This window comes from Limnobacter humi (assembly GCF_024518835.1).
Classification (GTDB): domain Bacteria; phylum Pseudomonadota; class Gammaproteobacteria; order Burkholderiales; family Burkholderiaceae_B; genus Limnobacter; species Limnobacter humi.
In genome coordinates this window covers 129,097-153,553 of record NZ_JANIGO010000001.1, presented here as the reverse complement: position 1 = coordinate 153,553, position 24,457 = coordinate 129,097, and the positions used below count along the sequence as shown (strand labels likewise).

The 24,457-nt window shown below is 57.2% G+C and carries 23 protein-coding genes; 18 read left to right on the top strand and 5 right to left on the bottom strand.

All coding sequences use genetic code 11. The features are described from left to right. Positions 1-53: 53 nt before the first annotated feature. A complete protein-coding gene (locus NQT62_RS00755) occupies positions 54-335 on the bottom strand; it encodes a YkvA family protein (RefSeq protein ID WP_256762620.1) in 282 nt (93 codons plus the stop codon). A gap of 39 nt (positions 336-374) precedes the next feature. Here NQT62_RS00755 and NQT62_RS00750 point away from each other — a divergent pair, with 39 nt between their 5' ends. The 6 genes from NQT62_RS00750 to NQT62_RS00725 all read left to right on the top strand — a co-directional run bounded on the left by NQT62_RS00750 (position 375) and on the right by NQT62_RS00725 (position 5,741). Beyond that, positions 375-896, top strand: a complete 522-nt coding sequence (locus NQT62_RS00750) for an SRPBCC family protein (protein ID WP_256762618.1) — start codon at positions 375-377, stop codon at positions 894-896. Then, positions 893-1,951, top strand: coding sequence for a putative solute-binding protein (locus tag NQT62_RS00745; protein ID WP_256762616.1), 1,059 nt, complete (start codon positions 893-895; stop codon positions 1,949-1,951). The genes NQT62_RS00750 and NQT62_RS00745 overlap by 4 nt, the downstream gene beginning before the upstream one ends. 64 nt (positions 1,952-2,015) lie before the next feature. Further along, positions 2,016-2,576: an NUDIX domain-containing protein gene (locus tag NQT62_RS00740; protein ID WP_256762615.1), complete on the top strand. Its 561-nt coding sequence runs from the start codon at positions 2,016-2,018 to the stop codon at positions 2,574-2,576. Between the two features lie 2 nt (positions 2,577-2,578). Beyond that, on the top strand, positions 2,579-3,133 hold the full coding sequence (locus NQT62_RS00735) for a hypothetical protein (RefSeq protein WP_256762614.1): 555 nt from the start codon (positions 2,579-2,581) through the stop codon (positions 3,131-3,133). A gap of 14 nt (positions 3,134-3,147) precedes the next feature. Next, entirely contained in the window at positions 3,148-3,981 is an 834-nt protein-coding gene (locus tag NQT62_RS00730) for an Lnb N-terminal periplasmic domain-containing protein (protein WP_256762613.1), read from the top strand. A gap of 47 nt (positions 3,982-4,028) precedes the next feature. After that, positions 4,029-5,741 (top strand): AMP-binding protein, encoded by a 1,713-nt coding sequence (locus NQT62_RS00725; RefSeq protein ID WP_256762612.1) that lies wholly within the window; start codon positions 4,029-4,031, stop codon positions 5,739-5,741. A 3-nt stretch (positions 5,742-5,744) separates the two neighbouring features. On the opposite strand, the gene NQT62_RS00720 is transcribed toward NQT62_RS00725, so the two are convergent. After that, entirely contained in the window at positions 5,745-6,389 is a 645-nt protein-coding gene (locus tag NQT62_RS00720; protein WP_256762611.1) for a 2-hydroxychromene-2-carboxylate isomerase, read from the bottom strand. An 89-nt stretch (positions 6,390-6,478) separates the two neighbouring features. Further along, positions 6,479-8,047 carry a 4-hydroxyphenylacetate 3-hydroxylase family protein gene (locus tag NQT62_RS00715; RefSeq protein ID WP_256762610.1) on the bottom strand — a complete coding sequence of 523 codons (1,569 nt, stop codon included), beginning with the start codon at positions 8,045-8,047 and terminating at the stop codon, positions 6,479-6,481. A 95-nt stretch (positions 8,048-8,142) separates the two neighbouring features. Here NQT62_RS00715 and NQT62_RS00710 point away from each other — a divergent pair, with 95 nt between their 5' ends. The 10 genes from NQT62_RS00710 to msrA all read left to right on the top strand — a co-directional run bounded on the left by NQT62_RS00710 (position 8,143) and on the right by msrA (position 16,696). Continuing rightward, the gene (locus tag NQT62_RS00710; protein ID WP_256762609.1) at positions 8,143-8,775 is read left to right on the top strand and encodes a TetR/AcrR family transcriptional regulator; all 633 of its coding nucleotides are present in this window, start codon (positions 8,143-8,145) and stop codon (positions 8,773-8,775) included. A 24-nt stretch (positions 8,776-8,799) separates the two neighbouring features. Further along, entirely contained in the window at positions 8,800-9,165 is a 366-nt protein-coding gene (locus NQT62_RS00705) for a DsrE family protein (protein ID WP_256762608.1), read from the top strand. Between the two features lie 130 nt (positions 9,166-9,295). Then, a complete protein-coding gene (locus NQT62_RS00700) occupies positions 9,296-9,859 on the top strand; it encodes a MarR family winged helix-turn-helix transcriptional regulator (RefSeq protein WP_256762607.1) in 564 nt (187 codons plus the stop codon). After that, positions 9,832-11,289, top strand: coding sequence for an efflux transporter outer membrane subunit (locus NQT62_RS00695; protein ID WP_256762605.1), 1,458 nt, complete (start codon positions 9,832-9,834; stop codon positions 11,287-11,289). Before NQT62_RS00700 ends, NQT62_RS00695 begins: the two co-directional genes overlap by 28 nt. After that, complete coding sequence (locus NQT62_RS00690; protein ID WP_256762604.1) at positions 11,286-12,521, top strand: HlyD family secretion protein; 1,236 nt, start codon at positions 11,286-11,288, stop codon at positions 12,519-12,521. The genes NQT62_RS00695 and NQT62_RS00690 overlap by 4 nt, the downstream gene beginning before the upstream one ends. Continuing rightward, positions 12,518-14,041 (top strand): DHA2 family efflux MFS transporter permease subunit, encoded by a 1,524-nt coding sequence (locus NQT62_RS00685; RefSeq protein ID WP_256762603.1) that lies wholly within the window; start codon positions 12,518-12,520, stop codon positions 14,039-14,041. The genes NQT62_RS00690 and NQT62_RS00685 overlap by 4 nt, the downstream gene beginning before the upstream one ends. A 441-nt stretch (positions 14,042-14,482) precedes the next feature. Continuing rightward, a complete protein-coding gene (locus tag NQT62_RS00680; protein ID WP_256762602.1) occupies positions 14,483-14,728 on the top strand; it encodes a pentapeptide MXKDX repeat protein in 246 nt (81 codons plus the stop codon). Between the two features lie 19 nt (positions 14,729-14,747). Beyond that, complete coding sequence (locus NQT62_RS00675; protein WP_256762601.1) at positions 14,748-15,566, top strand: DUF1223 domain-containing protein; 819 nt, start codon at positions 14,748-14,750, stop codon at positions 15,564-15,566. Positions 15,567-15,584: 18 nt separating this feature from the next. Then, entirely contained in the window at positions 15,585-16,097 is a 513-nt protein-coding gene (msrB, locus tag NQT62_RS00670) for a peptide-methionine (R)-S-oxide reductase MsrB (RefSeq protein ID WP_256762599.1), read from the top strand. Further along, positions 16,094-16,696 carry a peptide-methionine (S)-S-oxide reductase MsrA gene (gene msrA, locus NQT62_RS00665; protein WP_256762598.1) on the top strand — a complete coding sequence of 201 codons (603 nt, stop codon included), beginning with the start codon at positions 16,094-16,096 and terminating at the stop codon, positions 16,694-16,696. Before msrB ends, msrA begins: the two co-directional genes overlap by 4 nt. Positions 16,697-16,751: 55 nt before the next feature. On the opposite strand, the gene rho is transcribed toward msrA, so the two are convergent. Both rho and trxA read right to left on the bottom strand, forming a co-directional pair. Next, on the bottom strand, positions 16,752-18,014 hold the full coding sequence (gene rho, locus NQT62_RS00660; RefSeq protein ID WP_256762597.1) for a transcription termination factor Rho: 1,263 nt from the start codon (positions 18,012-18,014) through the stop codon (positions 16,752-16,754). Between the two features lie 118 nt (positions 18,015-18,132). Continuing rightward, positions 18,133-18,462, bottom strand: coding sequence for a thioredoxin TrxA (gene trxA, locus NQT62_RS00655; RefSeq protein WP_256762596.1), 330 nt, complete (start codon positions 18,460-18,462; stop codon positions 18,133-18,135). Between the two features lie 191 nt (positions 18,463-18,653). Between trxA and NQT62_RS00650 the strand changes: the two genes are divergently transcribed. Then, positions 18,654-21,149: a PD-(D/E)XK nuclease family protein gene (locus NQT62_RS00650; protein ID WP_256762595.1), complete on the top strand. Its 2,496-nt coding sequence runs from the start codon at positions 18,654-18,656 to the stop codon at positions 21,147-21,149. Continuing rightward, positions 21,146-24,448: a UvrD-helicase domain-containing protein gene (locus NQT62_RS00645; RefSeq protein WP_256762594.1), complete on the top strand. Its 3,303-nt coding sequence runs from the start codon at positions 21,146-21,148 to the stop codon at positions 24,446-24,448. Before NQT62_RS00650 ends, NQT62_RS00645 begins: the two co-directional genes overlap by 4 nt. Positions 24,449-24,457: the final 9 nt, after the last annotated feature.

The window sequence follows — 24,457 nt, the reverse complement described above, 5'->3', positions numbered from 1 at the left end:
GACATTTCCCGGGCGTGGGCCTGCGCACCGAACAGACAATCATGGTTCAATGTTCACACCGATTGACCCGGGGCAGACAATTTGACTGCGTCCGGTATGCATTTGCCCAGCAGCCACATGGCCAGCGTCACCACAATCAGGTCGTCGGTGAAGCCAAACCACAACAGGAAGTCCGGTACCAGGTCGATGGGGCTGAGCAGGTAAACCACCACGGCCACCATGAAGACCTTGATCCACAGCGGGGTGTCATGGTGACGAAAAGCATGCCACATCAATCGGCCATGGGTTTTCAGGGCTTTTAGCTTGGACCACAACGGAAACCAGCGAGAGAACATACGCAGCACCCCAAGATCAAAATACAAACAGGGACAACCGTGACACAAGCACCATTGACCATTCAACGTACCTGCCATGTGCCCGTGCCTGTGGCAGACTGTTTTGCCTTGTTCACGCGACTGGGTGCACAGGAATACATCCACCACGATGCAGTGATTGCGCCCATTGTGCAAGTAGACCGCGCGCCGGGGCAAACGTTCACCGAGATTGGCGATGTGCAGCACATCACATTCAAAGGCGGCTACACCATTCGCGAGGAATTGCTGGCCTTTGTGCCCAACCGGCAATTTGTGTACAAGGGCACCGGGTTCACACAGCCCCTGTTGACCTGGTTGGACCATGCCAAGGGCTCATTTGAATTTGAAAAAAACGGCGATGGTACTGACATCACCTGGCGGTATAACTTCTATTTGCGGGGTGGGCTTGGGGCCGCCGTGAAACGCGGTGTGTTCAATGCCCTCATCGTCAACGTCATCTGGAACCGGATGATGACCAAAACCTTGTCCAATCTGACGCAGATCATCACCTTGCGGGCCCTGCAGCCCGGGAGAACCGAATGAACACAGTCTTCAAATCCCTGTTGGGGGCCACCGCAGCGTTCGCCATGCTGTGCCATGCAGACCTTGCACAGGCCCAAGCCAAAGACAAGTCCGAACCTGCCATTTGTGTGTTCGATTACCTGGGCGCCAAAGGCCCGATCGCCAACCTGGCCACTGAATATGCACTGGAAGGTCGAAAGAATGGCTATGGCTTCAAGCCAGTGGTGTACACCAATGAAGCGGTGGCCACCAAAGACTTTGAAATCGGCAAATGTGATGGGTTGGTGGCCACTGGCATTCGCACCCGCCGTTTCAACAGTTTTACGGGCAGCCTGGATGCAATTGGTGCATTGCCCAACTACGAGGCTGTATTGCTGGCTCTCAAAAGCATGGGCAGTGGGCAATTGCAATCGGTGATGGAGCAGGGTGACTACGAGGTGGGTGGTGTATTGCCTTTTGGTGCCGCCTACATCTTTGTCAACGACAAAGACATCAACACCCTGGCCAAGGCCGCTGGCAAAAAAATTGCCGCGCTGGCCCATGATGAATCGCAAATCAAACTGATTGAGCAGGTGGGGGCCCAGCCAGTGGCCGCCGATGTGTCCAACTATGGGTCGCTGTTCAACAACGGTGCAGTGGACATTATTGTGGCGCCATCAATTGCCTACCAGCCCCTGGAGCTTTACAAGGGCATCCGCAAGCGAGGTGCCGTGGTGCGATTCCCTGTGGCCATGGTGACTTATCAAATCATTCTTCGAAAAACGAAATTCCAGCCAGGCTCGGGCCTGAAGTTGCGCAAATTCGTGGCGCAGGAAATGCCCAAGGCACTGGAGGCTGTGAAAAAAGTCGACAAGCTGATTCCCGAAAAGTACTACATGGACTTGTCAGATGCCGACAAAGCGGACTACAGTCGGATGATGCGCGAGTCGCGGATTGCGCTGAGCAAAGAGGGTGTCTACGACGGCTGCGCGTTGCGCCTGATGAAGAAAGTGCGCTGTGCAGTTGATGGTGCTGCGGCGGAGTGTGGCTTGCCGGAAGAGTACAAGGTGGCGGCCAACTGCCCGGTTCGACCTTGAGCATTTCAGAAAACTGGCAGATCTGTGTTAATAAAGAGGCTCACTGGAGCCTCTTTTGCCATTCATGGACCCCATCGATTCCCACCTTCAGGAAACCTGCCTGACCAGCGAGCGCGTGTACGATGGCGCCTTGCTGAAAATCAACCGTGATACTGTGCGCTTGCCCAATGGGGCTGAGTCGGTGCGCGAATACACCGAACACCCAGGTGCTGTCATGGTGATTCCGGTACTGGCCGATGGCCGCTACGTGATGGAGCGGCAGTTTCGGTACCCGCTAAGCCGCGTGTTTCTGGAATTTCCCGCTGGGAAAATTGACCCCGGTGAGGAGCCCCTGGCCACTGCGCACCGTGAATTGCGTGAAGAAACCGGTTACAGCGCAACATCGCTTCAGTACCTGACCACCATTCACCCGGTGATTTCCTATTCCACCGAGCGCATCGTGTTGTATGTGGCGCGCGGGTTGACTGCAGCACAACAGCAGTTGGACGACAACGAGTTTCTCGACGTGGTGTTGGTTCATCCAGACGAATTAATGGCCCAAATTCGCAACGGTGAAGTGAGCGACGTTAAAACAATCATCGGCGCTTTCTGGTTAAATCAAGACATGCCGTCCGAAGGAGCATGACCATGTCATCTCAATTGCCCTGCGTCATCATTGGTCACGAGTTTGCCTGCACTCTGGGGCTGGCCGTGTTTGTCGACGTGCGGGGCAATGTGGACGAGCATGCACACTGGTGTCATCAAATCGCCATTTCCATGGACAACACCCTGCTGAATTGCCATTGCGATGGCAAGATCTTCCAAAGCAAAGCAGTGTTTGTCCCGGCTGGACACGCCCATTCCGTGAACACGGGTAGCCAGATCAACCTGTTCTTCGACCCGCAAATCGACTGGCTGGATGAGGTGTTTGGCGGTGCCATTGACACGCATTGCGCGCAAGTGTTGGACCGCGACACCGTGGAAGGCATTCAGACCTGTTTTTACAAACACTCGGATTTGAAATTGGGGCTGGAAGCGTTTGCCTATGCTTATGAGGACAAGCAGACCGATGCCCATTACCAAGCAGTCAATCGGCGTTGGACGCGAATTTTGGAAGAGTCGGAGCGGCTGCGCAGCACGTTGACCCCCGAGCAGGGCCTGTATGGCCAGTTGGGTCGATTGCTGTCTGTTGACGCCGCGTGATGACGCGCGTGGTCATGGTTTTACTGCTTCTGCCGCTGCTGGCCTTTGCCTTGTGGTGGGTTAGTCAAAAACCATCACACCAACGCGACTGGGCCGAGGACGTGAGCCAATTGCTGCGTTGGGAGCAGCGGGGCAGCATTGTCACGCTTCACCAAGTGCGGCATTTTGACTGGCGCAGTGAAACCGATTTCACGCCGCGCTGGGAAACCCGCCAATACGATCTGGATACCCTGGAGTCAGCCGACCTCGTGCTGTCTTACTGGATGGGCCCTCACATTGCCCACACCTTGGTGTCGTTCGGTTTCAAAGACGGCCGGCACCTGGTGTTCTCGCTTGAAATTCGCAAGGAGCGCGGGGAAGCCTTCTCGGCCGTGGCTGGTTTTTTCAGGCAATACGAAAGTGTGTTGATTGCTTCTGAGGAAGACGACATCATCAAAACCCGCACCAATGCGCGGGGTGAGGATGTCTATCTGTATCGCCTGGCCATACCACCGGAACAGCTTCGAACCCTGTTCATGGCTTATCTTGAAAAAGCCCGGGACATTGAGCAGCACCCCCAGTTTTACAACACCTTGACCAGCAACTGCACCACCATCGTGGTGGACATTGCACGGCACATTGCGCCTGGCTTGCCGATGGACTACCGTCTGCTGGCCTCGGGCCACTTCGCGGAGTATGCCTTTGACCAAGGCGGTTTGGTGGCTGGCTATGATTTTGAAACACTGCACCGCCTGGGGCGCATCACTGAGCGGGCTCAAACGGTGAGCCCAACCGACAATTTTTCAACTCGAATTCGCGAGGGCCTACCAACCCACGCAGCATCAGCAGGGTTCACAGAAACCCATTGAACCATTCAATCAGGGCACAACAGCAACAACAACGGGAGACGCCGACCATGAGCCCAGCCGCACCGCAGTACAGCAATGCCGATTTACCTCAATTTGAGACCCTGCTGGATTGCCTCCAGCATTGGTCAACCACCTGTGCCGACGAGGTGCACTTTGTGCAGCCCATGGGGCCTGGTGAAGTGGTGGAGTACACCTGGGCGCAGGTGAATGACCAGGTGCAGCGCATGGCTGCGTATTTACAATCGCTGAACTTGCCACCGCGAAGCAACATTGCCATTCTGGGTAAAAACTCGGCGCACTGGATTATGGCCGACTTGGCCATTTGGATGGCTGGCCACATTTCTGTGCCCATTTACCCCACAGTCAATGCTGAAACTGCCGCTTACGTGCTGGCGCACAGCGAGGCCAAACTGCTGTTTCTGGGCAAAATGGAAGAGTTGTGGCCCGTGGTGAAAGAGGGCATTCCCGAAGGGCTACCCACGGTGGTGTTGCCGCTGGGGCCAAGCAAATCCGGCAGCCAGGGTTGGAACCAATTGCTGAGCGAGTTTGCTCCCACCCAGCAGCCCGCCCAGCGCACCGCGGATGAATTGGCCACTCTGATGTACACCTCGGGCAGCACGGGCAACCCCAAGGGCGTGATGGTGCGTTTTGGGGCCATGACCCGTGCCTTGCTGGGGACGGCTCAACTCTATGGCATCCATCGTGGCGATCGCATGCTGTCGTACTTGCCGCTGGCCCATGCGGCCGAGCGGGCTGTGGTGGAAACCGGTTCCATGGTCTTTGGGTTCCGGGTTTATTTTTCCTTGGGTTTGTCTACGTTCATTGAGGACTTGCGTCGCGCACGGCCCACGCTGTTTTTCTCAGTGCCCCGGTTGTGGGCCAAGTTTTACAATGGTATTTGCGCCAAAATTTCGCCCCGTGTGCAGTCCGTGTTGTTCCGTATTCCGGTGTTGTCCGGCCTGTTCAAACGCAAAATCCTCCAACAGTTGGGCTTGTCCGAGGTTCGCATGGCCTTGAGCGGTTCTGCCCCGTTGTCGGCCAAACTGATTGAGTGGTATCGCGGCTTGGGTCTTGAGCTGTTGGAAGGTTATGCCATGACTGAAAACTTTGCGTATTCGCATGGCAACCGGCTGGACTCTGCACGCCCCGGTTATGTGGGTTTACCGTTCCCGGGCGTGGACTGCCGCATTTCCGAGCAAGGCGAAATTCAGGTCAAGGGGCCCACGTTGATGATGGGTTACTACAAGTTGCCGGAATTAACCGAAGAGGCTTTTACCGAAGACGGCTATCTGAAAACCGGCGACATGGGTGAGGTGGACGAGTTGGGGCGTCTGAAGATTACCGGCCGTGTGAAAGAACTGTTCAAGACCAGCAAGGGCAAGTACGTGGCCCCTGTGCCCATTGAAAACCGGCTGATGGGGCATGCCTTGATTGAAGCGGTGTGCGTGACCGGCCCGTCATTGCCGCAACCCATTGCATTGGTGATGTTGCCGCTGGAAGAGCACCAGGCGGTTGAACACAACCCCGAAGAACGCGCGCATGTGCTCAGTCAAATGACCGAGCTGTTGAATGCGGTGAATGCAAAGCTGGAGGCCCATGAGCAGTTGGACTGCCTGATTGTCGTGAAAGACCTGTGGACCATGGAGAACGGTTTTCTCACGCCCACCATGAAAATACGCCGCAATATCATTGAGGCGCATTATTTACCCAAAGTGGAGGCCTGGCTGAAAACCCGTCAACCCGTGGTCATTGAACCGTAGCCGCTAGGCTGCGATCACCGTGTTTCGGGGGTGGCTGGCTTTGAAGGCTTGCGCATAGTCCAGCGCCTCATCCAAGCGGTCATTGCCCCAAAAGAGTTCATGACCCACCACGACGCTGGGTGCACCAAACACCCCGCACATCAGCGCCTGGTCGGTGAGGTGACGCAAGCGCAGTTTATTGTCCTCCGTCATGGCGGCCTGAAGCTGGGTTTCGCCATCCAGGCCTAGACCATCCAGAATCTGAATGAGGCTGTCGGGCGAGTTGATGTCTCGGTCGCATTCGAAATAGGCCTGAAACACCGTTTGACAAAACTCGGGAATCCAGTCGGCATCAGGGGCTGAACTCACCACACGGGCTGCATTGATACTGCTCACTGGAAACTCCGACGGTTTTCGGTACCGCAAGCCCAATTGCCGGCTTTGCCGTTCCATGTCACGCCACATGTAATTCATCTTCAGGGGCTGTGACTTGAACGGGCTCGACTCCCAACCCAGTTTATTGAAAATGGCGCCCAAGACGATCGGCGCGTAGCGCACCGTCAATGCGCGTTCCCGCACCAAGTCGGGCAAGCGCATCACGCTCAGGTAGGAATAGGGGCTGGAAAAGTCGAAATACACCGTCAGGTCGGCTGCCGGGTGTGCTGTCATGGATGTGGTCTCATTGGGGCGTTCATCGGGTTTTATGGCCAGCCAATGGGAGTCGGACTGGGCTCAGGTCTTAAGCCTGAACCCTCACTTTACGCCCGGCTGTTCGGTAAGTCCACCATCACTGGTTGGCCCGGCACTGTGCAGCCTTGCGCACAGCATTTGCCGGGTTGCCGGTTTTGGGTAATGGCCCTGTCCGAACCTGTTCCAGGCTCAGCGGCAAGGCCACGGTTCAGCAATCGTTCCACCAGGTCCACTTTGTTGCCGATGGGGTAATTCCTGTAAATTTCCTGCTTCATGGCTGCCGGTGAGCCGCCTCCATGCAAGCTGATGACCGAATACCAGCCGCCTTGGTACGAGGCGGTCAAGTCTTCAATAAACCGCGCAGTCTGGATGCGTTTGTCATACGGAATATCAGGGTTGGCCTGCAGCATGTCAGCCAGCGTGGCGGCTGTGGCCGGGTTGTGGTCTTCATCGGGGCCGGGCAAGGCCACAATGAGACCGCCCGATACTGTGTGTGCAATGCGGTGCATGTCGTAAATCTGTGTGGCCAGCAGCAGTTTGCCGATGTTGGAATACACCGCGTCGGGCATGAAGCTGCCCGAGAATTCATCGGCCTTGCCGTACACCGATGCCGCCACACCGCAGGCATAAAAGCCCTCGGTGATTTTGATCAGTTCCACCATCTGTTCCCGCAGGTGGGTTTCTTTGCCCGGGTCAAACCCATTGGCCTCGCACATCAGCGCGCCGGCACCAATCAACAGGTCGCCAAACCCGGCCCGTGCACCAATACAACTGTGGCGGTGGTGGGTGGCGTAGTGATAAGTCAAATGGCCAGAATGTTCCCAGGCGCCTTCATAAAACACCCGGTCCCAAGGCACTTGCACACGGTCAAACACCACCACACCGGTGGATTGGCCATACCGGTTGGAAAACAGCGCAGCCTTTTCACCGGGACGACCGGCCGGGCGGGCAATGATGGTCATGCCCGGTGCATCAATCGGCACCGCACAGCACACAGCAAAGTCAGCATCGGCCTCGCCCATGTTGCGGCAGGGCATGACCAACAGTTCATGCATGTAAGGGGCCCCGGTCACGATGGCTTTGGTCCCTGAAATGACAATGCCCTGAGCATTGCGTTCCACCACATGCACATAGGTGTCCGGGTTGGCTTGCTGGTGGGGTTTGCGGCTTCGGTCCCCCTTGGCATCTGTCATGGCCACACCCAGGGTCAGGTCCCGGTCCTGCACGGTGTGCAAGTAGTTCAGAAAGCGTGCCATGTGCTCGGTGCTGCCCGCAGCGTGGTCCATGCGGGCAGCCACTTGGTAAATGGCGTTCAATGCATCGTGGGTGAGGTAGCGCTGTGCGCAGCCGGTTTCCTGGCACACCAGGCGCACGGCCTCCAGTTTGTTCAGCAAGTCGCCTGCGCTGGTGTTGATGTGCAGCAAGCGGTTGACCACCTTGCCGCTGGTGTGTTGCGTGGCAGTCATGATGGGGGCGCACTCGGTCTTCAGGCCATAATCGTAAGTCAGCCCAACTGCGTTAATGCCTGGTATAAACGCGGCCTCGTCAGCCACTGAGTCCACGCGACGGCCGTCCAGGTACACGGTGGGGGAATAGGTGCGCAAAGACTCGCGGTATTGCTGGGCATCCATCATCATGATTGCGTTGGTGTTCTAAAAATTAAACAGTGTTCAATTATTGAACACTGTTCAATTCAATGTCAAACTGTTGTCAAGAAAATTGAGAATCAGTCATGACCATCAACCCCCATCCTTCGTCGCAGCGAAAACAGGCTGCCATTGACCACCGGCGCAGCCTGATTCTGGATGCAGCGCGCGCTGTGTTCCGGGAACAGGGCCTGGAGGCGGCTTCGTTGCGTGAAATCGCCAAGCGGGCGGGCTACACCCCAGGGGCCATCTACAGTTACTTCCCCGGCAAAGAAGACATGTACGGTGCTTTGCTGGCCGAGTCACTGCAGCGTTTACAAAGCGTTGTTGAGGCGGCGGCAGTCAGACCACGGTTGCCTTTGCGCAAACTGCAGGCGGCTGCGTTGGCCTTCTATCAGTTCTACGCTGACCATCCACAAGACCTTGAGCTGGGCTTTTACCTGTTCAATGGCTTAAAGCCGCAGGGCTTGAACAAGAACCTGAATGCGGCGTTGAATGCTGGGCTGCTGGCCTGCCTCCAGCCCATTCAGTCAGCCTTGCAATCCCAGGGGTTAAGCGAGGACAAGGCCATCGCTGAGACCACAGCCCTGTTTGCCCACAGTGTGGGTCTGCTCATGTTGCAGCACACCGGGCGCATTCGCCTGTTTGGTCAAAACCCGGCCCAACTGTTTGAAGCACACCTGGGCCACCTCTTAAACCGGTTGGCTGCAACAACCTAACCCTCACCTTGATTTGGAGACCCGATGATGAGCAGATTGTTGATTCAACTCACTTGCGGCCCTGAGGAGCCCACCAAAGCAGCCCTGGCCTTTTTGTTGGGCAAAATAGCGGTTGAGGCCGGGCACGATGTCACCCTGTTTTTGGTGGGCGAGGGCGTTCAACTTATTCGCAAGGCCTGCCGTGACAGCGTGGTGGGCGTGGGCACCGGGCCTGTGGGTGATCACTACGCCGGGTTTGTGGCTGGCGGAGGCAACATCTGCCTGTCCACCTTGTCGTCCCGCGCGCGGGGCGTTACCGATGCAGACTTGGCAGACACGCCAGCCCGGTTTGTGTTTCCGCAAGATCTGCTTCAGTTGATTCTGGACAGCGACAAAGTCGTTACCTATTAAGTCAATGCCCGTTCGATCCGGCCGATTTGCGGGTAATCCCTAGTGTAAATAAATGACTGTTTGTTCATTTACTACTTGATTCTGGAAGCTTTTCGAGAATATAGTTTACTGGTAAACAATGCACCAGTGAATGAATATGACTGAGGATGCCATCCCCAACACCCTGGAATTCCCGCCACGGCTGGCCCCACTGATTGCCAGCCTGCACCGGGTTAAAGCGCAGCAGCCCGCGTTTCCATTTGAAACGGTGTTGTTGAACCGCTTGCTGCACTTCGCCCAGCGCCAGCTGGAATCCGAACTGGCCACCGTGTTGGCGGTTGAAGGCCTGCTGATTTCTCATTGGATGGTGCTGGCCATGCTCTACGGCAGCGAAGACTTTCGCCGACGTCCGCAGGAGCTGTCCAATGCGATTGGCCAGTCTGGACCCAACACCACCAAAACCACCACCTTCCTGATGGACAAGGGGTGGGTGACGCGCACTCCCGATCCCAACAACAAACGCAGTTGCTGGATGGTGTTGTCAACGACCGGGCGAAAGCAGGTCGAAATTCTGATGCCCAAAATCTGGGCGCGCTATGAGCAAAGCCTTTCAACTTTAAACAATGCTGAGAAAGCGCAAATGACAGCGCTTTTGATGAAACTTTTTGATGCAGGACCTGCAACACCATGCGAACCCGCCCCATCCACCAAGTAGTCCAGGCCATGTTGAGCCTTAGCCTGGCGGCTTGCGCGCTGCCCCCGGCTGCTGGACCCGTGCCAGGCGATGCCTTGCCCAATTGGGTGAACGCGCGCAATGCACAGGCTGACCCCAAAGCACCAGCCATTGAGTTTCATTCCGACCGTTGGTGGACGCAAGTCAATGACCCAGCCTTGTCGGCACTGATTGAAGCTGCCCTGAAAGACAGCGCAGGTGCGCGTGCCGCTGCCGCCCGCACGGCCGCTGCTGCAGCACAGCTGGGTATACAAAAGGCGGATGAACTGCCCTCGCTGGGTTTCCGGGGGGAGTTCAATCGCCAGGAACTGAGCAAAAACTATTACGTGCCGCCCCAATTTGGCGGCAGGCCGCTGGACATCGGACAAACCACCTTCAACGCAAGTTGGAACCTGGATTTGTGGGGCCAGCAACGCAAAGCGATTGAAGCCGCGCTGGGAGAGCTAAAAGCAACCCAAGCCGAACAGGCCTTGGTATCGCTGCAACTGTCCACACAAATCGCGCGGGCCTATGTGCAATTGCGTTATGCCAAAACGGAAATTGCCGAGTTACAGCGCATGGTCGATCTTCAGGCTCAACTGGTGAGCCTGCAACAAACCCGACTGGACTTGGGCTTGGACAACGGCAATGGCCTTGATCAAGCACGTGATGGACAGGCCCAAACCCAGCAGCAGCTGGCGCAGGCCGAAGGTTTGCAAGCGCGTTTGCTGGCAGCGCTGGACAGCCTGGTGGGTGACCCTGCCATTACCCAAGCCGCTTTGAAGGAACTGCAGCCTGGCTTGCCAGCCCCTTTGTTGAACTACAGCAGCCAACAACCCATTGCCCTGAGCCTGTTGACCCGCCGACCCGACCTGGTCGGTGAGCGCTTCCGCGTTGAGGCGGCTGCAGCCGAGGTGGACGCACAACGTTTGGCCTTGTTGCCCAACATCAACCTGCAGGCTTACCTGGGAACTCAGGCCATCGGCTTTAACAAGTTGACGCAGGCCGACAGCAAGGTGGCTTTGCTGGGTGGGGTTGTTCAGTTTCCTATTTTTGATGCCGGAAAAATCCGCTTCGCCACCGAGGCCAAACGGGCGCAGTTTGAAGCCATGAAGGCGCATTACGAGTCGTCGATTACCAACGCAGCCCAGGAGGTGATCACCGAGGTGTTGATGCTGGAGCAATACAAAGCGGAGGCAACCAAGCTGGATGACCGCAGCAACAGCCTGAAACGCATCATGGACCGGGCGCAGCAACGTCGCACGCTCGGACTGGACTCCGCCATGCCCGCCATTCAAAGCGAGTTGGCTTATCGGGCGCAGACCCTGCGCGGCCTCGAGCTCCAATTGAAATCATTGGGCAATCAGATTGACTTGGTGAACGCCCTGGGTGGCGGTTTCCAAATGAACAACATTCAAGGTGACGCATCATGAGCACAACACAAACACCAATCAATGCCGGCAAACGAAAAAAAGTCATCGCCATCTTCCTGAGTGCGGTGGTGCTCGGTGGACTCGGCTTTGCAGCTTACGAATATGCATTTGGTCGTTTCAGCGAAGAGACTGACAACGCCTACGTTGCGGGTGACTTGGTGGTGGTTTCTTCCCAAGTGACTGGCAACGTGAAACGCGTGTTGGCCGATGACAATCAGGTGGTCACTGCCGGCCAGGCACTGATTGAATTGGACAATACCGATACCCAAGTGGCCCTGGCGCAGGCCGAAGCTCAACTGGCCGATACCGTGCGTGCCGTGAAGTCGCTGTATGACCAGGTCAATATCAACAAAGCCGGAGCACAAAGCCGTCAGGCGGATATCGCAAAAGCCACAGAAGACGTGAACCGGTTGACCGCTGAAAACACCCGTGCACAATCGGACCTTAACCGGCGTGAAGCGGCATTCAAGCTGGGTGCGGTGTCCGCGGAAGAACTGGAGCATGCCCGCAGCACCGCCACGCAAATGGCTGCGCAATTGTCGGCTGCAAAGGCTGCATTGCTGCAGGCCCAGGCGGGTTTGACGCAGGCCCAAGCGACGCTGGATGCCTCACTGAACCAAACCCGCGATGTGAAGGTGTCCAGTCACCCCCGCGTGCTGCAAGCGGCTGCGCAATTACGCGCCGCCTTTGTGAACGACCAGCGCACCCGCATTGAAGCACCCGTGTCAGGCCAGGTGGCCAAACGCAGTGTGCAGCCGGGTGCACGGGTTGCGCCTGGCACGCCATTGCTCACCGTGATCCCCTTGGATGCTGTGTGGGTGGACGCCAATTTCAAGGAAAGCCAGTTGCGTCGCATTCGCGTGGGCCAACCAGTCACATTGGAAGCGGATGTGTACGGCAGCGCAGTGACCTACCACGGCAAGGTGGCAGGATTGTCCGCGGGTACCGGCAGTGCGTTTTCTTTGCTGCCTGCCCAGAATGCAACCGGCAACTGGATCAAGATTGTGCAACGGGTGCCGGTGCGCATTGCGCTGGATGCGGAGGAACTGAAAAAAGCCCCCTTGCGTGTCGGTTTGTCGATGCGTGCTGAAGTGGACACCCATTCGCAGGACGGTGCGCTGGTGGCGGGTGAGCAAACTGCTGCACGTCAAACCACCGTGTTTGATGAACTCGGCAAGAAAGCCGACGCGTATGTTCAAGCCCACCTGAACCGGGAGTTGAAAGGATCATGAACCCCCAACCCTTGCCTGCAGGCCAGCGCCTGTGGGCCACACTGGCCTTGGGCATGGCGTCGTTCATGAATGTGCTGGACCTGACCATCGTCAACGTGTCCATTCCCAACATCTCGGGTGACTTGGGGGTTGCTCCATCCCAAGGCACCTGGGCCATCACCTCGTATGCGGTGGCCGAGGCCATTATGTTGCCACTCACCGGGTGGCTGGCAGGCCGCTTGGGGCAGGTGAAGCTGTTTTGTATCAGCACCTTCATGTTTACCATGGCGTCGTTGTTGTGCGGCATGGCGCCCTCGTTTGAAGTGTTGCTTGCCGCCCGGGTGCTGCAAGGCATTTTTGGTGCCGCCATGATTCCCATGTCGCAAACCTTGATGTTGTCTGCCTACCCTCCGGAAAAGGCTGGTTTGGCCACCGGCATCTGGGCCATGACCACGGTGGCTGCGCCCATCATCGGTCCATTGAGTGGGGGGTGGCTAACCGACAACCTGAGTTGGCACTGGGTGTTCCTCATCAACTTGCCCGTGGGCATGCTGTGCCTGTTTCTGGTGTATCCCATTTTTAGAAAGCGCGAGACGCCCAAGCGCCAGCTGCCGATTGATCTGGTCGGTTTGGTGTTGCTCATGATTGGGGTGGGTGCGTTGCAGATCATGCTCGACAAAGGCAACGAGCTGGATTGGTTTGAAAGCCCCACGGTGATTGCCTTGGGCGTGGTCGCCTTTGTGGGCTTGGGTGTGTTCATCATCTACGAGTGGTATGACGAGCACCCCCTGGTGGATTTGAAGCTGTTTACCCAGCGCAATTTTGCAGTGGGTATGGTGTGTCTGTTTATTGGCACCATTGCCTTTTTTGGCTCTACAGTGGTGCTGCCCCTGTGGCTGCAAACACAAATGGGCTACACGCCCACCTGGGCTGGCCGAACCATGGCCCTGGGCGGCGTGTTGGCCGTGTTTTTAGGCCCGATCGTGGGGGCCAACATTGCCAAGGTGGATGCCCGGGCAGTGGCCAGTTTCGGCTTTTTCATGTTTGCGGTGTACGCGTTTGTGTGCGCCCGGTTTACACCCGATGTGACCTACGGAACCTTGGCGGGCACCCGCTTGATCATGGGCATTGGTGTGTCCTGCTTCTTCCTGCCGTTGATTACCATCAGTTTGTCCGGTATTTCACCAGACCGCATGGCTGGGGCCTCGGGTTTGAACAGTTTCATCCGCAACATGGGTTCCAGTGTGGGCACGGCGACCATCACCTCCCTGTGGGAGCACAAAGCGACCATGCACCACGCCAGGTTGGTCGAGAATGTGAACACAGCTTCCGACAATGCCATGGGCTATGTGGGTACGCTGCAGGGCTTGGGCATGAACATGGACAGCGCCCTGGCCACCACCGACCGATTGATCAATCAACAGGCGTACTTGCTGTCCACCAATGCGGTGCTGTGCATTTGCGGCATGATGATGGTGGCCTTGATCTTTCCCATTTGGTTGGCGAAAGGGCCGTTTAGCCGGGTAGCAGCAGACCATTGATCGCGAATCTGAATTGTGTCACCGCTCGGTCACCACGCCTGCTTGTCACGGTTTTGCAGATTGTCCTGACTGTCGCTGCAGGCGAGGTGAACCGCGCAGGCCGCCCCAGCAACACCGGTGTGCCCGGCTCCGAACATTCAGCCACCCGATTGGTTTGACCCGCACAGCATTCGAACACACGGACCGAGATGTTTGAGCCACGCAGTGGCGAGTTATCGGTCCGGTTCAGAATGCGCGGGGCAACCTTTACATTCGGGGGGCGTTCGGACCGGGCTACCGGCTTTGCTGGGGGGGGCTAAAAAGGCACGGGCACCCGGCATTGCTTGGGCCACCCAAAATATTTCTCTCCGCCTTGTAACCACCCGGCACAAGCCACCGAACTCCTCTTCGGGAATCGTTCCCGGCATGCGCATCCCGCGCCTTTTCAGAAGGAAGATTGCAATGAAGAAAGTACTGTTCGCCCTGGTGTCTGCCTCCGCATTCTTGTTCTCAGGCGCCTACGCCGACGAGATGAAGAAAGACGACATGATGAAAAAAGACGACATGATGAAGAAGGAGTCCATGTCGAAGGATCACATGAAAAAAGACCACATGAAGAAAGACACCATGTCCAACAAAGACGGCATGAAGAAAGACGACATGATGAAAAAAGATGACATGAAAAAAGACGACATGATGAAGAAATAAGGGCGAGGAGGGTTGTCGTATGAAGACCGTTCAAAAGATGTGGATGAATACGGCAATCCTGTCAGCCACGCTGACCGCTGCATTGCCTGCCATGGCGGCCGAGCAGCGTTGTACCTGGGCAAGTCCTGCCCACAAGGTGGTGCTGGTGGAGTTGTTCACCTCCGAGGGTTGCAGCAGTTGTCCACCCGCCGATCGCTGGTTGAGTTCCCGCTTGAAAACACCCGAATTGGCCACCCAGGTGTTGCCATTGGCTTTTCATGTGGACTATTGGGATTACATTGGCTGGAAAGATCCCTACGGCAGCCCGCAATACACCGCGCGCCAATACGGGCACCGAAACATTGGTCACACCCGTGGCATTTACACGCCGCAGGTGGTGATGAACAGTGCGGAATCCCGCGACTGGAACCTGCGTTCGACATTGAGCCGCCAATTGGCCACTGCCCAGAAAATACCGGTGCCGTGGGCCTTGCAGCTGGAGACCATCCCCGCGGATTCCGGAAAATTGAATGCGACGGTGCGTATTCAAGACACAGAGGGTGCTGTGGACGGAGAGGCCACAGTGACTGTGGTGCTGTATGAAGATGGATTAACATCGGCTGTGAATTCCGGTGAAAACCGGGGTGAGGTGTTGACCCATGACGGTGTGGTTCGGCGCGTATTTGGTCCGTACCCGGTGTCCAAGGTCAAAGCGGGCATACCCATTCAAGCCCTGCTGCCCAGCGCATGGAAATCCAGCCAATTGGGTGTCGGCGCCTTTGTTGAAGCCCGCGGCACTGGAGAGGTATTGCAGGCCTTGAATGCGCCGAAGGCGTTGTCCCAATGCCCAAACAGTTGAATGAATAGGATAATTTGAATGAAACGACGACATTTTTTATTGAGTACGCTGGGTACCCTGGGCACTGGTTGGTTTGCAACAAGCCTGGTTCAGCAGGTTGCCCTGGCAGGAGAGTTCAAAGTGAACAAGCGCAAAGAAGACTGGTTGAAAATCATCAGCAAAGAACAATATGGCGTGCTTTTTCAAGAGGACACGGAGCGCCCTTGGAGCAGCCCTCTCAATGACGAAAAGCGCAAGGGAACCTTTGTGTGTGCTGCGTGTAGTCAGCCCCTGTTCAAGTCGGATTCCAAATTCAACAGTGGCACCGGCTGGCCCAGCTTTTTCCAGTCGATTGCAGGTGCTTTGGGCACCAAACGGGATTTCAAACTGATATTGCCCCGCACCGAATACCACTGCAGCAACTGCGGTGGACACCAAGGGCATGTGTTTGACGATGGTCCGCCCCCCACCGGCAAGCGGTATTGCAACAATGGTTTGGCCTTGAAATTTGTGGCCGATGGAGAGGCCTTGCCTGAGGTGTTGAAATCATGAGGCGCATTCAAATCATGTTGGCTGGCTTGGTGCTGTCGCTGGGTGCATCGATCGGTTCGACCGCCTGGGCAGCCGCCACACAAACAGCCGTATTTGCTGGCGGGTGTTTTTGGTGCACCGAGTCCGACTTTGACAAGGTTCCCGGTGTGATCAAAACCACCTCGGGCTACGCGGGTGGAGCCGAGAAGAACCCCACCTATGAGCAGGTGGGCGGCGGGAAAACAGGGCATGCTGAAGCGGTGCTGGTGGAGTTTGACCCGGCGAAAGTGAGCTATGCACAATTGGTGGAGCATTACTGGAAAACCATTGACCCGACTGTGAAAGACCGCCAGTTTTGCGATGTGGGCCGCCAGTACCGCACCGCAATTTTTTATGCAAATGATGAGCAAAAAAAGATTGCTCAGGACAGCTTGGCTCGCTTGGTGAACAGCAAACGATTTCCGGTGGTATACACCGAGGTTGCGCCAGTGATCGGTTTTTATCCTGCTGAGGAATACCATCAGGACTACTACAAGAAAAACCCGATTCGCTACAACTATTACCGCAGCCGCTGCGGTCGGGATGACCGTTTGGTTGAGGTGTGGGGTTCGTCGAAATAAGAAAAAAACCGGCAGCAAGGCCGGGTTTTTTGTGAACTCGAATCAGGCTGCGGACTTAATTGCCCCGCTTCATCATCTCGAAAAATTCGTTGTTGTTCTTGGTTTGGCGAATCTTGTCCATGAGGAATTCCATCGCCGCGATTTCGTCCATGTCGTGCAGCAGGCGGCGCAGTACCCAAATCTTCTGCAGGAGGTCGGGTTTGATGAGCAGTTCTTCCCGGCGTGTGGACGAGCGGTTGATGTTGATGGCTGGGTAAACCCGCTTCTCGGCCATGCGGCGCTCGAGGTGGATTTCCATGTTGCCCGTGCCCTTGAATTCTTCGTAAATCACCTCGTCCATTCGGCTGCCGGTGTCCACCAGTGCCGTGGCAATGATGGTGAGCGAACCACCTTCTTCAATGTTTCGCGCAGCACCGAAAAAACGCTTGGGGCGGTGCAATGCGTTGGCATCCACACCACCGGTCAGCACTTTGCCAGAGGAGGGCACCACCGTGTTGTAAGCGCGGGCCAAGCGGGTAATGGAGTCGAGCAGAATGACCACGTCACGCTTGTGTTCAACCAGGCGCTTGGCTTTTTCAATCACCATTTCGGCCACTTGCACGTGGCGTGTTGCCGGTTCGTCAAAGGTGGAAGCAATCACTTCACCGCGCACCGAGCGCATCATTTCCGTCACTTCTTCCGGGCGCTCGTCGATCAGCAGCACAATCAGGGTGATGTCTGGGTGGTTGTCGGTGATGGCGTGGGCCACGTGTTGCAGCATCACGGTTTTACCGGACTTGGGCGGCGCCACCAGCAAGCCACGCTGGCCTTTACCGATGGGTGCAATCATGTCGATGATGCGACCAGTGTTGTTTTCTTCGCCCCGCATCTCGCGTTCCAGCTTCAAGGGCTGGTTGGGGTGCAGGGGCGTCAGGTTTTCGAACAGGATTTTGTGTTTGCTGGCCTCGGGTGCTTCGCCATTGACCTTGTCCACTTTCACCAGCGCAAAGTAACGCTCGCCATCTTTGGGCGTGCGCACTTCGCCTTCGATGCTGTCACCCGTGTGCAGGTTAAAGCGGCGAATCTGGCTGGGGGAAATGTAAATGTCGTCTGGGCTGGCCAGGTAGGATGTTTCTGGCGAACGCAGGAAGCCAAAACCATCGGGCAGCACTTCCAGCACACCATCTCCAAAAATTTGCTCGCCGTTTTTGGCCCGCTTCTTCAGGATTGCAAACATCAGTTCCTGTTTGCGCAACCGGTTGGCGTTCTCAATGTCCAGCCCTGCAGCCATTTCCAGCAGTTGAGACACGTGTTGGGTTTTTAATTCAGAAAGATACATAGCTGTGCGGGAAGAAGGGTGGCGAACGCCAGGGGTGACAAACGAGGGAGAAAGGGTGTTGGGTGAATTTACTGCAGATCAGCAGCCCGGCATTTCACCGGGCTTTTTTTGCATTGTATTACAGATGGCTGTCAATGAAAGCAGCCAGTTGCGATTTGGACAGCGCGCCCACCTTGGTGGCCACCACAGCGCCGTTTTTAAACAACATCAGGGTTGGAATACCACGAATGCCGTATTTGGCGGGTGTGTCGGTGTTTTCGTCCACGTTCAGCTTGGCGATTTGCAGCTTGCCTTTGTAGTCGGCTGACAAGTCGTCCAGAATCGGGGCGATCATTTTGCAGGGACCACACCACTCGGCCCAGTAATCGACCAGCACGGGGCCGTCGGTTTTCAACACGTCGCTTTCGAAAGTGGCGTCGCTCACATGCTTGATGAGATCACTGCTCATTGAAATCAATCCTTTATCGGGTCGGGGCTTGGTGAATGTGCCAAAAGCCCGTCAAAGCTGAAAACCAACTCGGACAACCGCGAAAAATCTGGGTTAAGAAAATGCTACTCTGGATGTTACAGCGAAAAACACGCCAAATACAAACCATCACCTCGTAACTGTGGACAATCTTCTGAAATTCAAGGTCTTGCATGTCTCAGCCTGTTAACACCGGCGTGAACAACCCACTGGATGAGGCCCTGCAATGGTTTGCCGGGCAACCACTGGACCCTCAGCGGGTGCTGTGGATCATGCCCAGGGTGGAGGCAGCGGCTGAATTCAAGACACGTTTCCAGTCCGTGATGGCTGCCCGCGCAGGGCAACCCGATGGGCCTGTGCTCTCACCCCACATCCAGACAGCCGACCGCCTGAGTCAGCCTGCTGCCCCAACAGCCTGGTGGGCGTTGAAGGCCGAGTTGGTCAGTATTCTCCAGGGTTTGCCGAATTTGACTGGGGGTTTATCCCTGCCGCAGGTGTGGGCGTTGGCCCAGGAATACCTCGACCTTGCGCTGCGCTTGACCTGGGTGCGGGCTTCCGGCCCAACGCGATGGGCTGAATACCTGCAGTCCAATGCGTTTTCCGCAGAAGAGGGGCAGGTGGTCAGCCGCCTGGCTGATGCGTTCGGTGATGAACTGGAACGCCAAATCGCGTCCCCGTCCATTCCACCCCAGGCACTTGACCAGATTGTCTGGCTGGATGATGGTGAACCCCTGCCGGGTTGGTGGATTGAGCGTTTCTTTCCCGAAGTACCAGTTAAACGCCTGAGCTTGCCCATGATTGAAGGGCCACAGGCCTGGGTGGATTGGGTGCATCGGCGCTGGGTATCCGGCCCGGCAGGCCCAGTGGCACCGCCCGTTGTGTTGCACGAGGCGCCGGATGAAACGGCTCAGGCCCATCAGGCTGCAGCCTGCATCGTGAACTGGCTGGAATCCACCGCGAATGACTCTGGCCCTGGGCGATCCATCACCGTTGCTGTGCTGGACCGCCTGGCTGCCCGTCGGCTGGTGGCGTTGTTGGCCGAGGTGGGCGTTCAAGTGGATGACCGGACTGGCTGGCGACTGTCCACGGCCAATGTGGCAGGCTGGATGGACGCCTTGTTGCGGCAGTGGGTTGAGCAGGGGCAAATTGATCTGTTTCGGCACCCGCTGACTGGTGAGGTGAAGCCCGACGCCCAGCCCTGGGCCTTGCACGGTGATCGGACATTGGCGCAGTGGGCGCAGGCTGTGCTGGATATGCTCGAGCATCGCGGTTTGCTCAGCGACCTGCTTCAGGATGAGGCTGGACGACTGGTGGTGCAGGGCTGGCGGCAAATGCGTCTGTTACAGGCCGATGCGCAATTTTCGGCCGCAGGGCTGCTGGCCGCTTGGCGCCATTGGGCTGAACAGGAACGTTTCCGTCCAGAGGATGTGCGCAGCCCGGTGCGCATGGTGCCACTGATGTCCACGCGCTTACGAACGTTGGACCATGTGCTGGTCCTGGGCTGTGCTGCCTCGCATTTTCAGGAAAGCCCGCCGGGATTATTGCCACCTGCCGTCGCGCAGGAATTGGGCTTTCCCGGGCCCAGGCAAGCTCGCATGCAGAAACTGTCTGCTTTGTACGAATTGCTGAATCAGGCTCATGTGGTGAGCCTGGTGCATTGTGTCCAGTCTGCTGGCAAACCTGAGTCATTGCTGCCTGAGCTGTTGTGGGTCGGTTTGCTGCAACAGCGCTTTTCCTACCCTGGCTGGCAGGTGGTGCCCAATGGGCAGCAGGTTCAGGTGGACGCGTGCGCGACTGAGGCCTTGGCCCTGCGGGCCCTGCCGGACGCACTGTCGGTGCCGGCCCAGCTCAGCGTGACAGCGTTGGACGATTTCGCGGCCTGCCCGCTGCGTTTCGGCCTGAAGCATGCCATGCCTTGGCCACGTCAGCGTGACGAGGGTTTGCCGAGCTTTCCGCAGTTAAGGGGTATCTTTGTTCACCGGGTATTGGAAAAAGCCGCCCGCCAACTGCAGATGCCCGGTGTAAAAGTCGATGATCTTCAAACCTGGAAAACCGCCTTGCAGCAACAGGCCAATGCGGTTTGGCACGGATTAACGCTGGAAGAGCAGGGCCTTCTTCACCCGTTTATTGCTGTGTTTGACCGGTTGATTCCCCGAGTGGCGGGCCAGTTGATGGGCCGATACTTGCAGGGGTGGCGAATGGACACGGCTGAGGCAAGGGTGGACGGCGCGTTGCCCTTGAAACAAACGGGGGTTGACCTGCCACTGTCTGGTCGTGTGGATCGATTGGATCGGCTGGGTTCACACGTGAGTATCGTGGACATTAAGTTCAAACCGTTGCCCGTGCTGAAAAAAATGGCTGCCGAACCACTGAGTGCGCCGCAATTGCCGATGTACCAGGCGTTGCTGAAAGCGCCCTCTGCTGAATTGATGTTTTTGGGAATCCACACCGACGATGTCGCATGGGTACCCATGCCACCACCCACCCAGGAACAGTCCCAGCAGGGCCAAGGGAACTGGGGTGAGGTGGTTTGGCAAACCTTTGCTGTGGAACTGGATGCGTTTTTTTCTGCGCAAGCGGACTGGCAGGCCTCACCGGGCGATGCCTGTACACATTGTGATGCGCATTGGGTGTGCCGGCCTGACAGCATGCTGGGGACGCCAGAATGAACCAGCCGACCCTCGCCGCCGCGGATTGGACAGCAATTGCCTGCGACCCCCAGCGCAGTGTCGTGGTGGAGGCTTGCGCTGGCAGTGGTAAAACCTGGCTGCTGACCGCACGGCTATTTCGGTTGCTGTTGGCGGGCGCGAAGCCTGATGAAATATTGGCCATTACCTTCACTCGGAAAGCGGCCGAGGAAATGCGCCAGCGTTTGTTTGGATTGTTGCAGGAATGCGCACTGGCCGATGACGAACGCCTTGCCGTGTTGTTGAGTGAGCGCGGTGCGGTGGCCTCTGCCGGGAATCTCTTGAAGGCCCGTGACCTGGCTGGGTTGGTGCTGACCAATTCACGGGGCGTGACCATGAACACGTTCCATGGATGGTTTACATCCTTGTGCCAGTTGGCACCGCTGTCCAGTGGTTTTTCCCGGCAGAGCGAACCCACCGAGCAAACCGCTTTCTGGATGGATCAGGCGATTGATAGTCTGACGCGCAAGGCTGTGTTGGCCTGTGAGGCAGGCAAAGCGGTGCTGGATGCGCTGAACGTGTTGGCAGTGCACCTGAATCGGGATGGGCAGCGGCAGGTGCTGGTGCAGGCCATGTCCAACCGGGTGGCTTGCGAGATGGTGTTTGGCAATGCTCAAGCGCGCATCAGCGAGCGGGATTGGGAGGCCCTGTTTGACCTGAACAGCCGTGAACACTGGCCCAGTCAGTGCCTGCTGGACGCTGCATTCGCCCGCGACTGTGCAGACTTGGCCCGCCTGTTGGGCATGGGCACTGAGGCCAACCAGCGCAAAGCCACGGAGTTGCAAGGTTTGGTCGAGCAGATTCAACATTTGCCAGGTGATGTGGATGGTCGACAGGCCTTGTTTGCCGAGGTGCAGGGTTTTTTCCTGACCCAAAAACAGGAGCCCAACAAGACTTTAATCAAAACCAACAAGGCCTTGACGACTGCGCCCGGCTTTGATCAGGCTCAATTTGTGAGCCTGGTTGAAACACTGCAGGGCCAGTGCATGGAAGCGTTGGCCCGTGAAAGAGACCAGATTGACCTCCAGTGTACGCAGGCACTGGCCGTGTTGGTGAAGCCCCTGTTTGATGAATATTCACAGTTGAAAAGTGCACAAGGCCTGTGTGACTTCGACGACCTGGAAGCCACAGCCTTGCAGCTGACCATGGACCCCCAGCAATCGGCCTACATGCTGCAAAAGCTGGACACGCGTGTCAAACACCTGCTGGTCGATGAGTTTCAGGACACCAACCCAGTGCAATGGAATGTGTTGCGACACTGGTTGGGCGAGTATGGTGCCGGCGAGCGGCCCACCGTATTTTTGGTGGGCGACCCCAAACAGTCCATTTACCGATTCCGGCGGGCCGAGGCGCGTTTGTTTGAACAGGCCACGGCGTGGCTACAAACCCACTTTGATGCAGTCTGTTTGTACTCGGACGATACCCGGCGGTGCAGTGCCACCATGGTAGAGCTGGTCAACGCAGTGTATGCCGGGGACGGCAAACGCGGACGAACCCCGTTTCGGCCACACCGCAGTCTAAGCACCGACACCCCCAAGCCTGCCCAGGTCTGGCCCGCATTGAGCGTTTATCCCCTGGTCGAGAAGGAGGCGGAACGGTCTGAAGGTGAGTTGTGTGCCTGCACCTTGCAGGCTTGGTTGCAACAAGGGCGCATTGCTGGTTTGCATCAAGTATTGGTTCTGGTTCAAGCCCATGGCAGCGCAGCGGGTTTGATCGCCGCGCTGCGTGAGGCGAATCTGCCTTACACCGTCAAAGATCAGGGTGAACGCTATGGTTCCCTGGTGTGGGCCGATACAGTGGCGCTGCTTCGGGTGCTGAACAACCCAGATGACAATATGGCCCTGCTGCAGCTACTGCGCAGTCCGCTGTTGGGCGCTCAATCCGACCAACTGCAACGGTTGATGGAGCAAGCGGCAGGGCAGGGACACACCACCGTGTGGCAAACACTGGCAAACTTGAAAACGGTGGGACAGCAGCCTTTCGAGAACTGGGTCACACAGATTGAACAGTGGCTGGCATGGTCACGCAGCCTGCCCTTGTTTGAAACCCTGGGTTTGATTGTGGATGACACCGATGCGGCGCGGCGATACTTGGCCGTGGCGCAGCCTCGAGAGCGCGCCTTGTTTGCTGGCCATTGGGATTGGTTGAAGGCCTGGGCCTTGGGTGTGAACAAGGGGCGCTTTCCTTCCCTGACCGACGCGCTGGCGGAAGCTGAGCGGTTGCAGGTGTACGGGGGGTCGGACGGTGATGGTGGCGAGCCTCAGCCGGGTGTCTTGCGCATCATGACCGTGCATGCCGCCAAGGGCCTGGAGGCCGACCATGTTTGGCTGCTGGATGCAAACCGCAATGTGGGTGGCATGGGCAGCGCAGCGGGCCTGTTGATGGATTGGCCTTTGGGTGAGCGGATGTGCCGCAGCGTGACCGTGATGGCCAACACCCGAAAGCCCAGCCGTGGCCGGGCGGAGGCCTTTGCACAGGATGAGGCAGCCTACCGGGACGAGGAAGACCACTTGTTGTATGTGGCCCTAACCCGCGCGCGTTTTTCAGTCCATGTGAGTGGTCGTGCTGGCAGCAAAAGTGCGGCTGGTGCTTGGTATGAGCGGCTGTTGGCGCAGGTGCAGGGTGAGCTCGCCGCCTGGCCCGATGGTCAGCGCCAACCCTTGGTTCCACCAGCCCTTGACGTGCGGCAAGCCGTTCAAACCGACCTGTTTTCACCGGCAGAGCCCGTGGTGTGGAGCCGAACAGCCTGTCCGGCAGTGCCTCTGCTGCGGCAGCCAGTGGGCGAGGCCATTGTCCGGATTGATTCACCAGAGTTGCGCATGGGCACTGCCTGGCACAAGGCCATGGAACAGGTGGACACAGCGCGCGGTGTGCGGTTTGAGGACTGGTGGCAGGCACGTTGGCTGGACTGTGAGGCGGAATTCCTTCGACTGGGCGATGATGAGCTGGCCGCCGTGCGTGCTGCGTGCGAAACCGTGCTGAATTGTGATGTGCTGAGGCCTTTTCTGGCTGATGCAGTGCAGGCCTGGAATGAATTGGAATGGACATTGCCCAATGGCCGTTTTTTGAGGGCAGACCGGGTGGTGTTGTCCTTGGAAGGCCCGGTGGTGCTGGACTACAAATGGGCGGTGAATGCGCACAATTTGGCTGACTACACCGCGCAAGTGCTTGAATATGTGGGTTTGGTGGACCAAACCCTGAATGTTGGGCAGACTGCCGGGCGCACACGGGCTGCCCTGATTGACCGGGTAGGGCAAATCCATTGGCTCACTTCGGTGTAGAATTCAAGC

Coding starts and splice junctions, on each gene's coding strand:
- NQT62_RS00755 (WP_256762620.1), bottom strand. CDS start 335: ATGTTCTCTCGCTGGTTTCCGTTGTGGTCCAAGCTAAAAGCCCTGAAA.
- NQT62_RS00745 (WP_256762616.1), top strand. CDS start 893: ATGAACACAGTCTTCAAATCCCTGTTGGGGGCCACCGCAGCGTTCGCC.
- NQT62_RS00740 (WP_256762615.1), top strand. CDS start 2,016: ATGGACCCCATCGATTCCCACCTTCAGGAAACCTGCCTGACCAGCGAG.
- NQT62_RS00735 (WP_256762614.1), top strand. CDS start 2,579: ATGTCATCTCAATTGCCCTGCGTCATCATTGGTCACGAGTTTGCCTGC.
- NQT62_RS00730 (WP_256762613.1), top strand. CDS start 3,148: ATGGTTTTACTGCTTCTGCCGCTGCTGGCCTTTGCCTTGTGGTGGGTT.
- NQT62_RS00725 (WP_256762612.1), top strand. CDS start 4,029: ATGAGCCCAGCCGCACCGCAGTACAGCAATGCCGATTTACCTCAATTT.
- NQT62_RS00720 (WP_256762611.1), bottom strand. CDS start 6,389: ATGACAGCACACCCGGCAGCCGACCTGACGGTGTATTTCGACTTTTCC.
- NQT62_RS00715 (WP_256762610.1), bottom strand. CDS start 8,047: ATGATGATGGATGCCCAGCAATACCGCGAGTCTTTGCGCACCTATTCC.
- NQT62_RS00710 (WP_256762609.1), top strand. CDS start 8,143: ATGACCATCAACCCCCATCCTTCGTCGCAGCGAAAACAGGCTGCCATT.
- NQT62_RS00705 (WP_256762608.1), top strand. CDS start 8,800: ATGATGAGCAGATTGTTGATTCAACTCACTTGCGGCCCTGAGGAGCCC.
- NQT62_RS00700 (WP_256762607.1), top strand. CDS start 9,296: ATGAATATGACTGAGGATGCCATCCCCAACACCCTGGAATTCCCGCCA.
- NQT62_RS00695 (WP_256762605.1), top strand. CDS start 9,832: ATGCGAACCCGCCCCATCCACCAAGTAGTCCAGGCCATGTTGAGCCTT.
- NQT62_RS00690 (WP_256762604.1), top strand. CDS start 11,286: ATGAGCACAACACAAACACCAATCAATGCCGGCAAACGAAAAAAAGTC.
- NQT62_RS00685 (WP_256762603.1), top strand. CDS start 12,518: ATGAACCCCCAACCCTTGCCTGCAGGCCAGCGCCTGTGGGCCACACTG.
- NQT62_RS00680 (WP_256762602.1), top strand. CDS start 14,483: ATGAAGAAAGTACTGTTCGCCCTGGTGTCTGCCTCCGCATTCTTGTTC.
- NQT62_RS00675 (WP_256762601.1), top strand. CDS start 14,748: ATGAAGACCGTTCAAAAGATGTGGATGAATACGGCAATCCTGTCAGCC.
- msrB (WP_256762599.1), top strand. CDS start 15,585: ATGAAACGACGACATTTTTTATTGAGTACGCTGGGTACCCTGGGCACT.
- msrA (WP_256762598.1), top strand. CDS start 16,094: ATGAGGCGCATTCAAATCATGTTGGCTGGCTTGGTGCTGTCGCTGGGT.
- rho (WP_256762597.1), bottom strand. CDS start 18,014: ATGTATCTTTCTGAATTAAAAACCCAACACGTGTCTCAACTGCTGGAA.
- trxA (WP_256762596.1), bottom strand. CDS start 18,462: ATGAGCAGTGATCTCATCAAGCATGTGAGCGACGCCACTTTCGAAAGC.
- NQT62_RS00650 (WP_256762595.1), top strand. CDS start 18,654: ATGTCTCAGCCTGTTAACACCGGCGTGAACAACCCACTGGATGAGGCC.
- NQT62_RS00645 (WP_256762594.1), top strand. CDS start 21,146: ATGAACCAGCCGACCCTCGCCGCCGCGGATTGGACAGCAATTGCCTGC.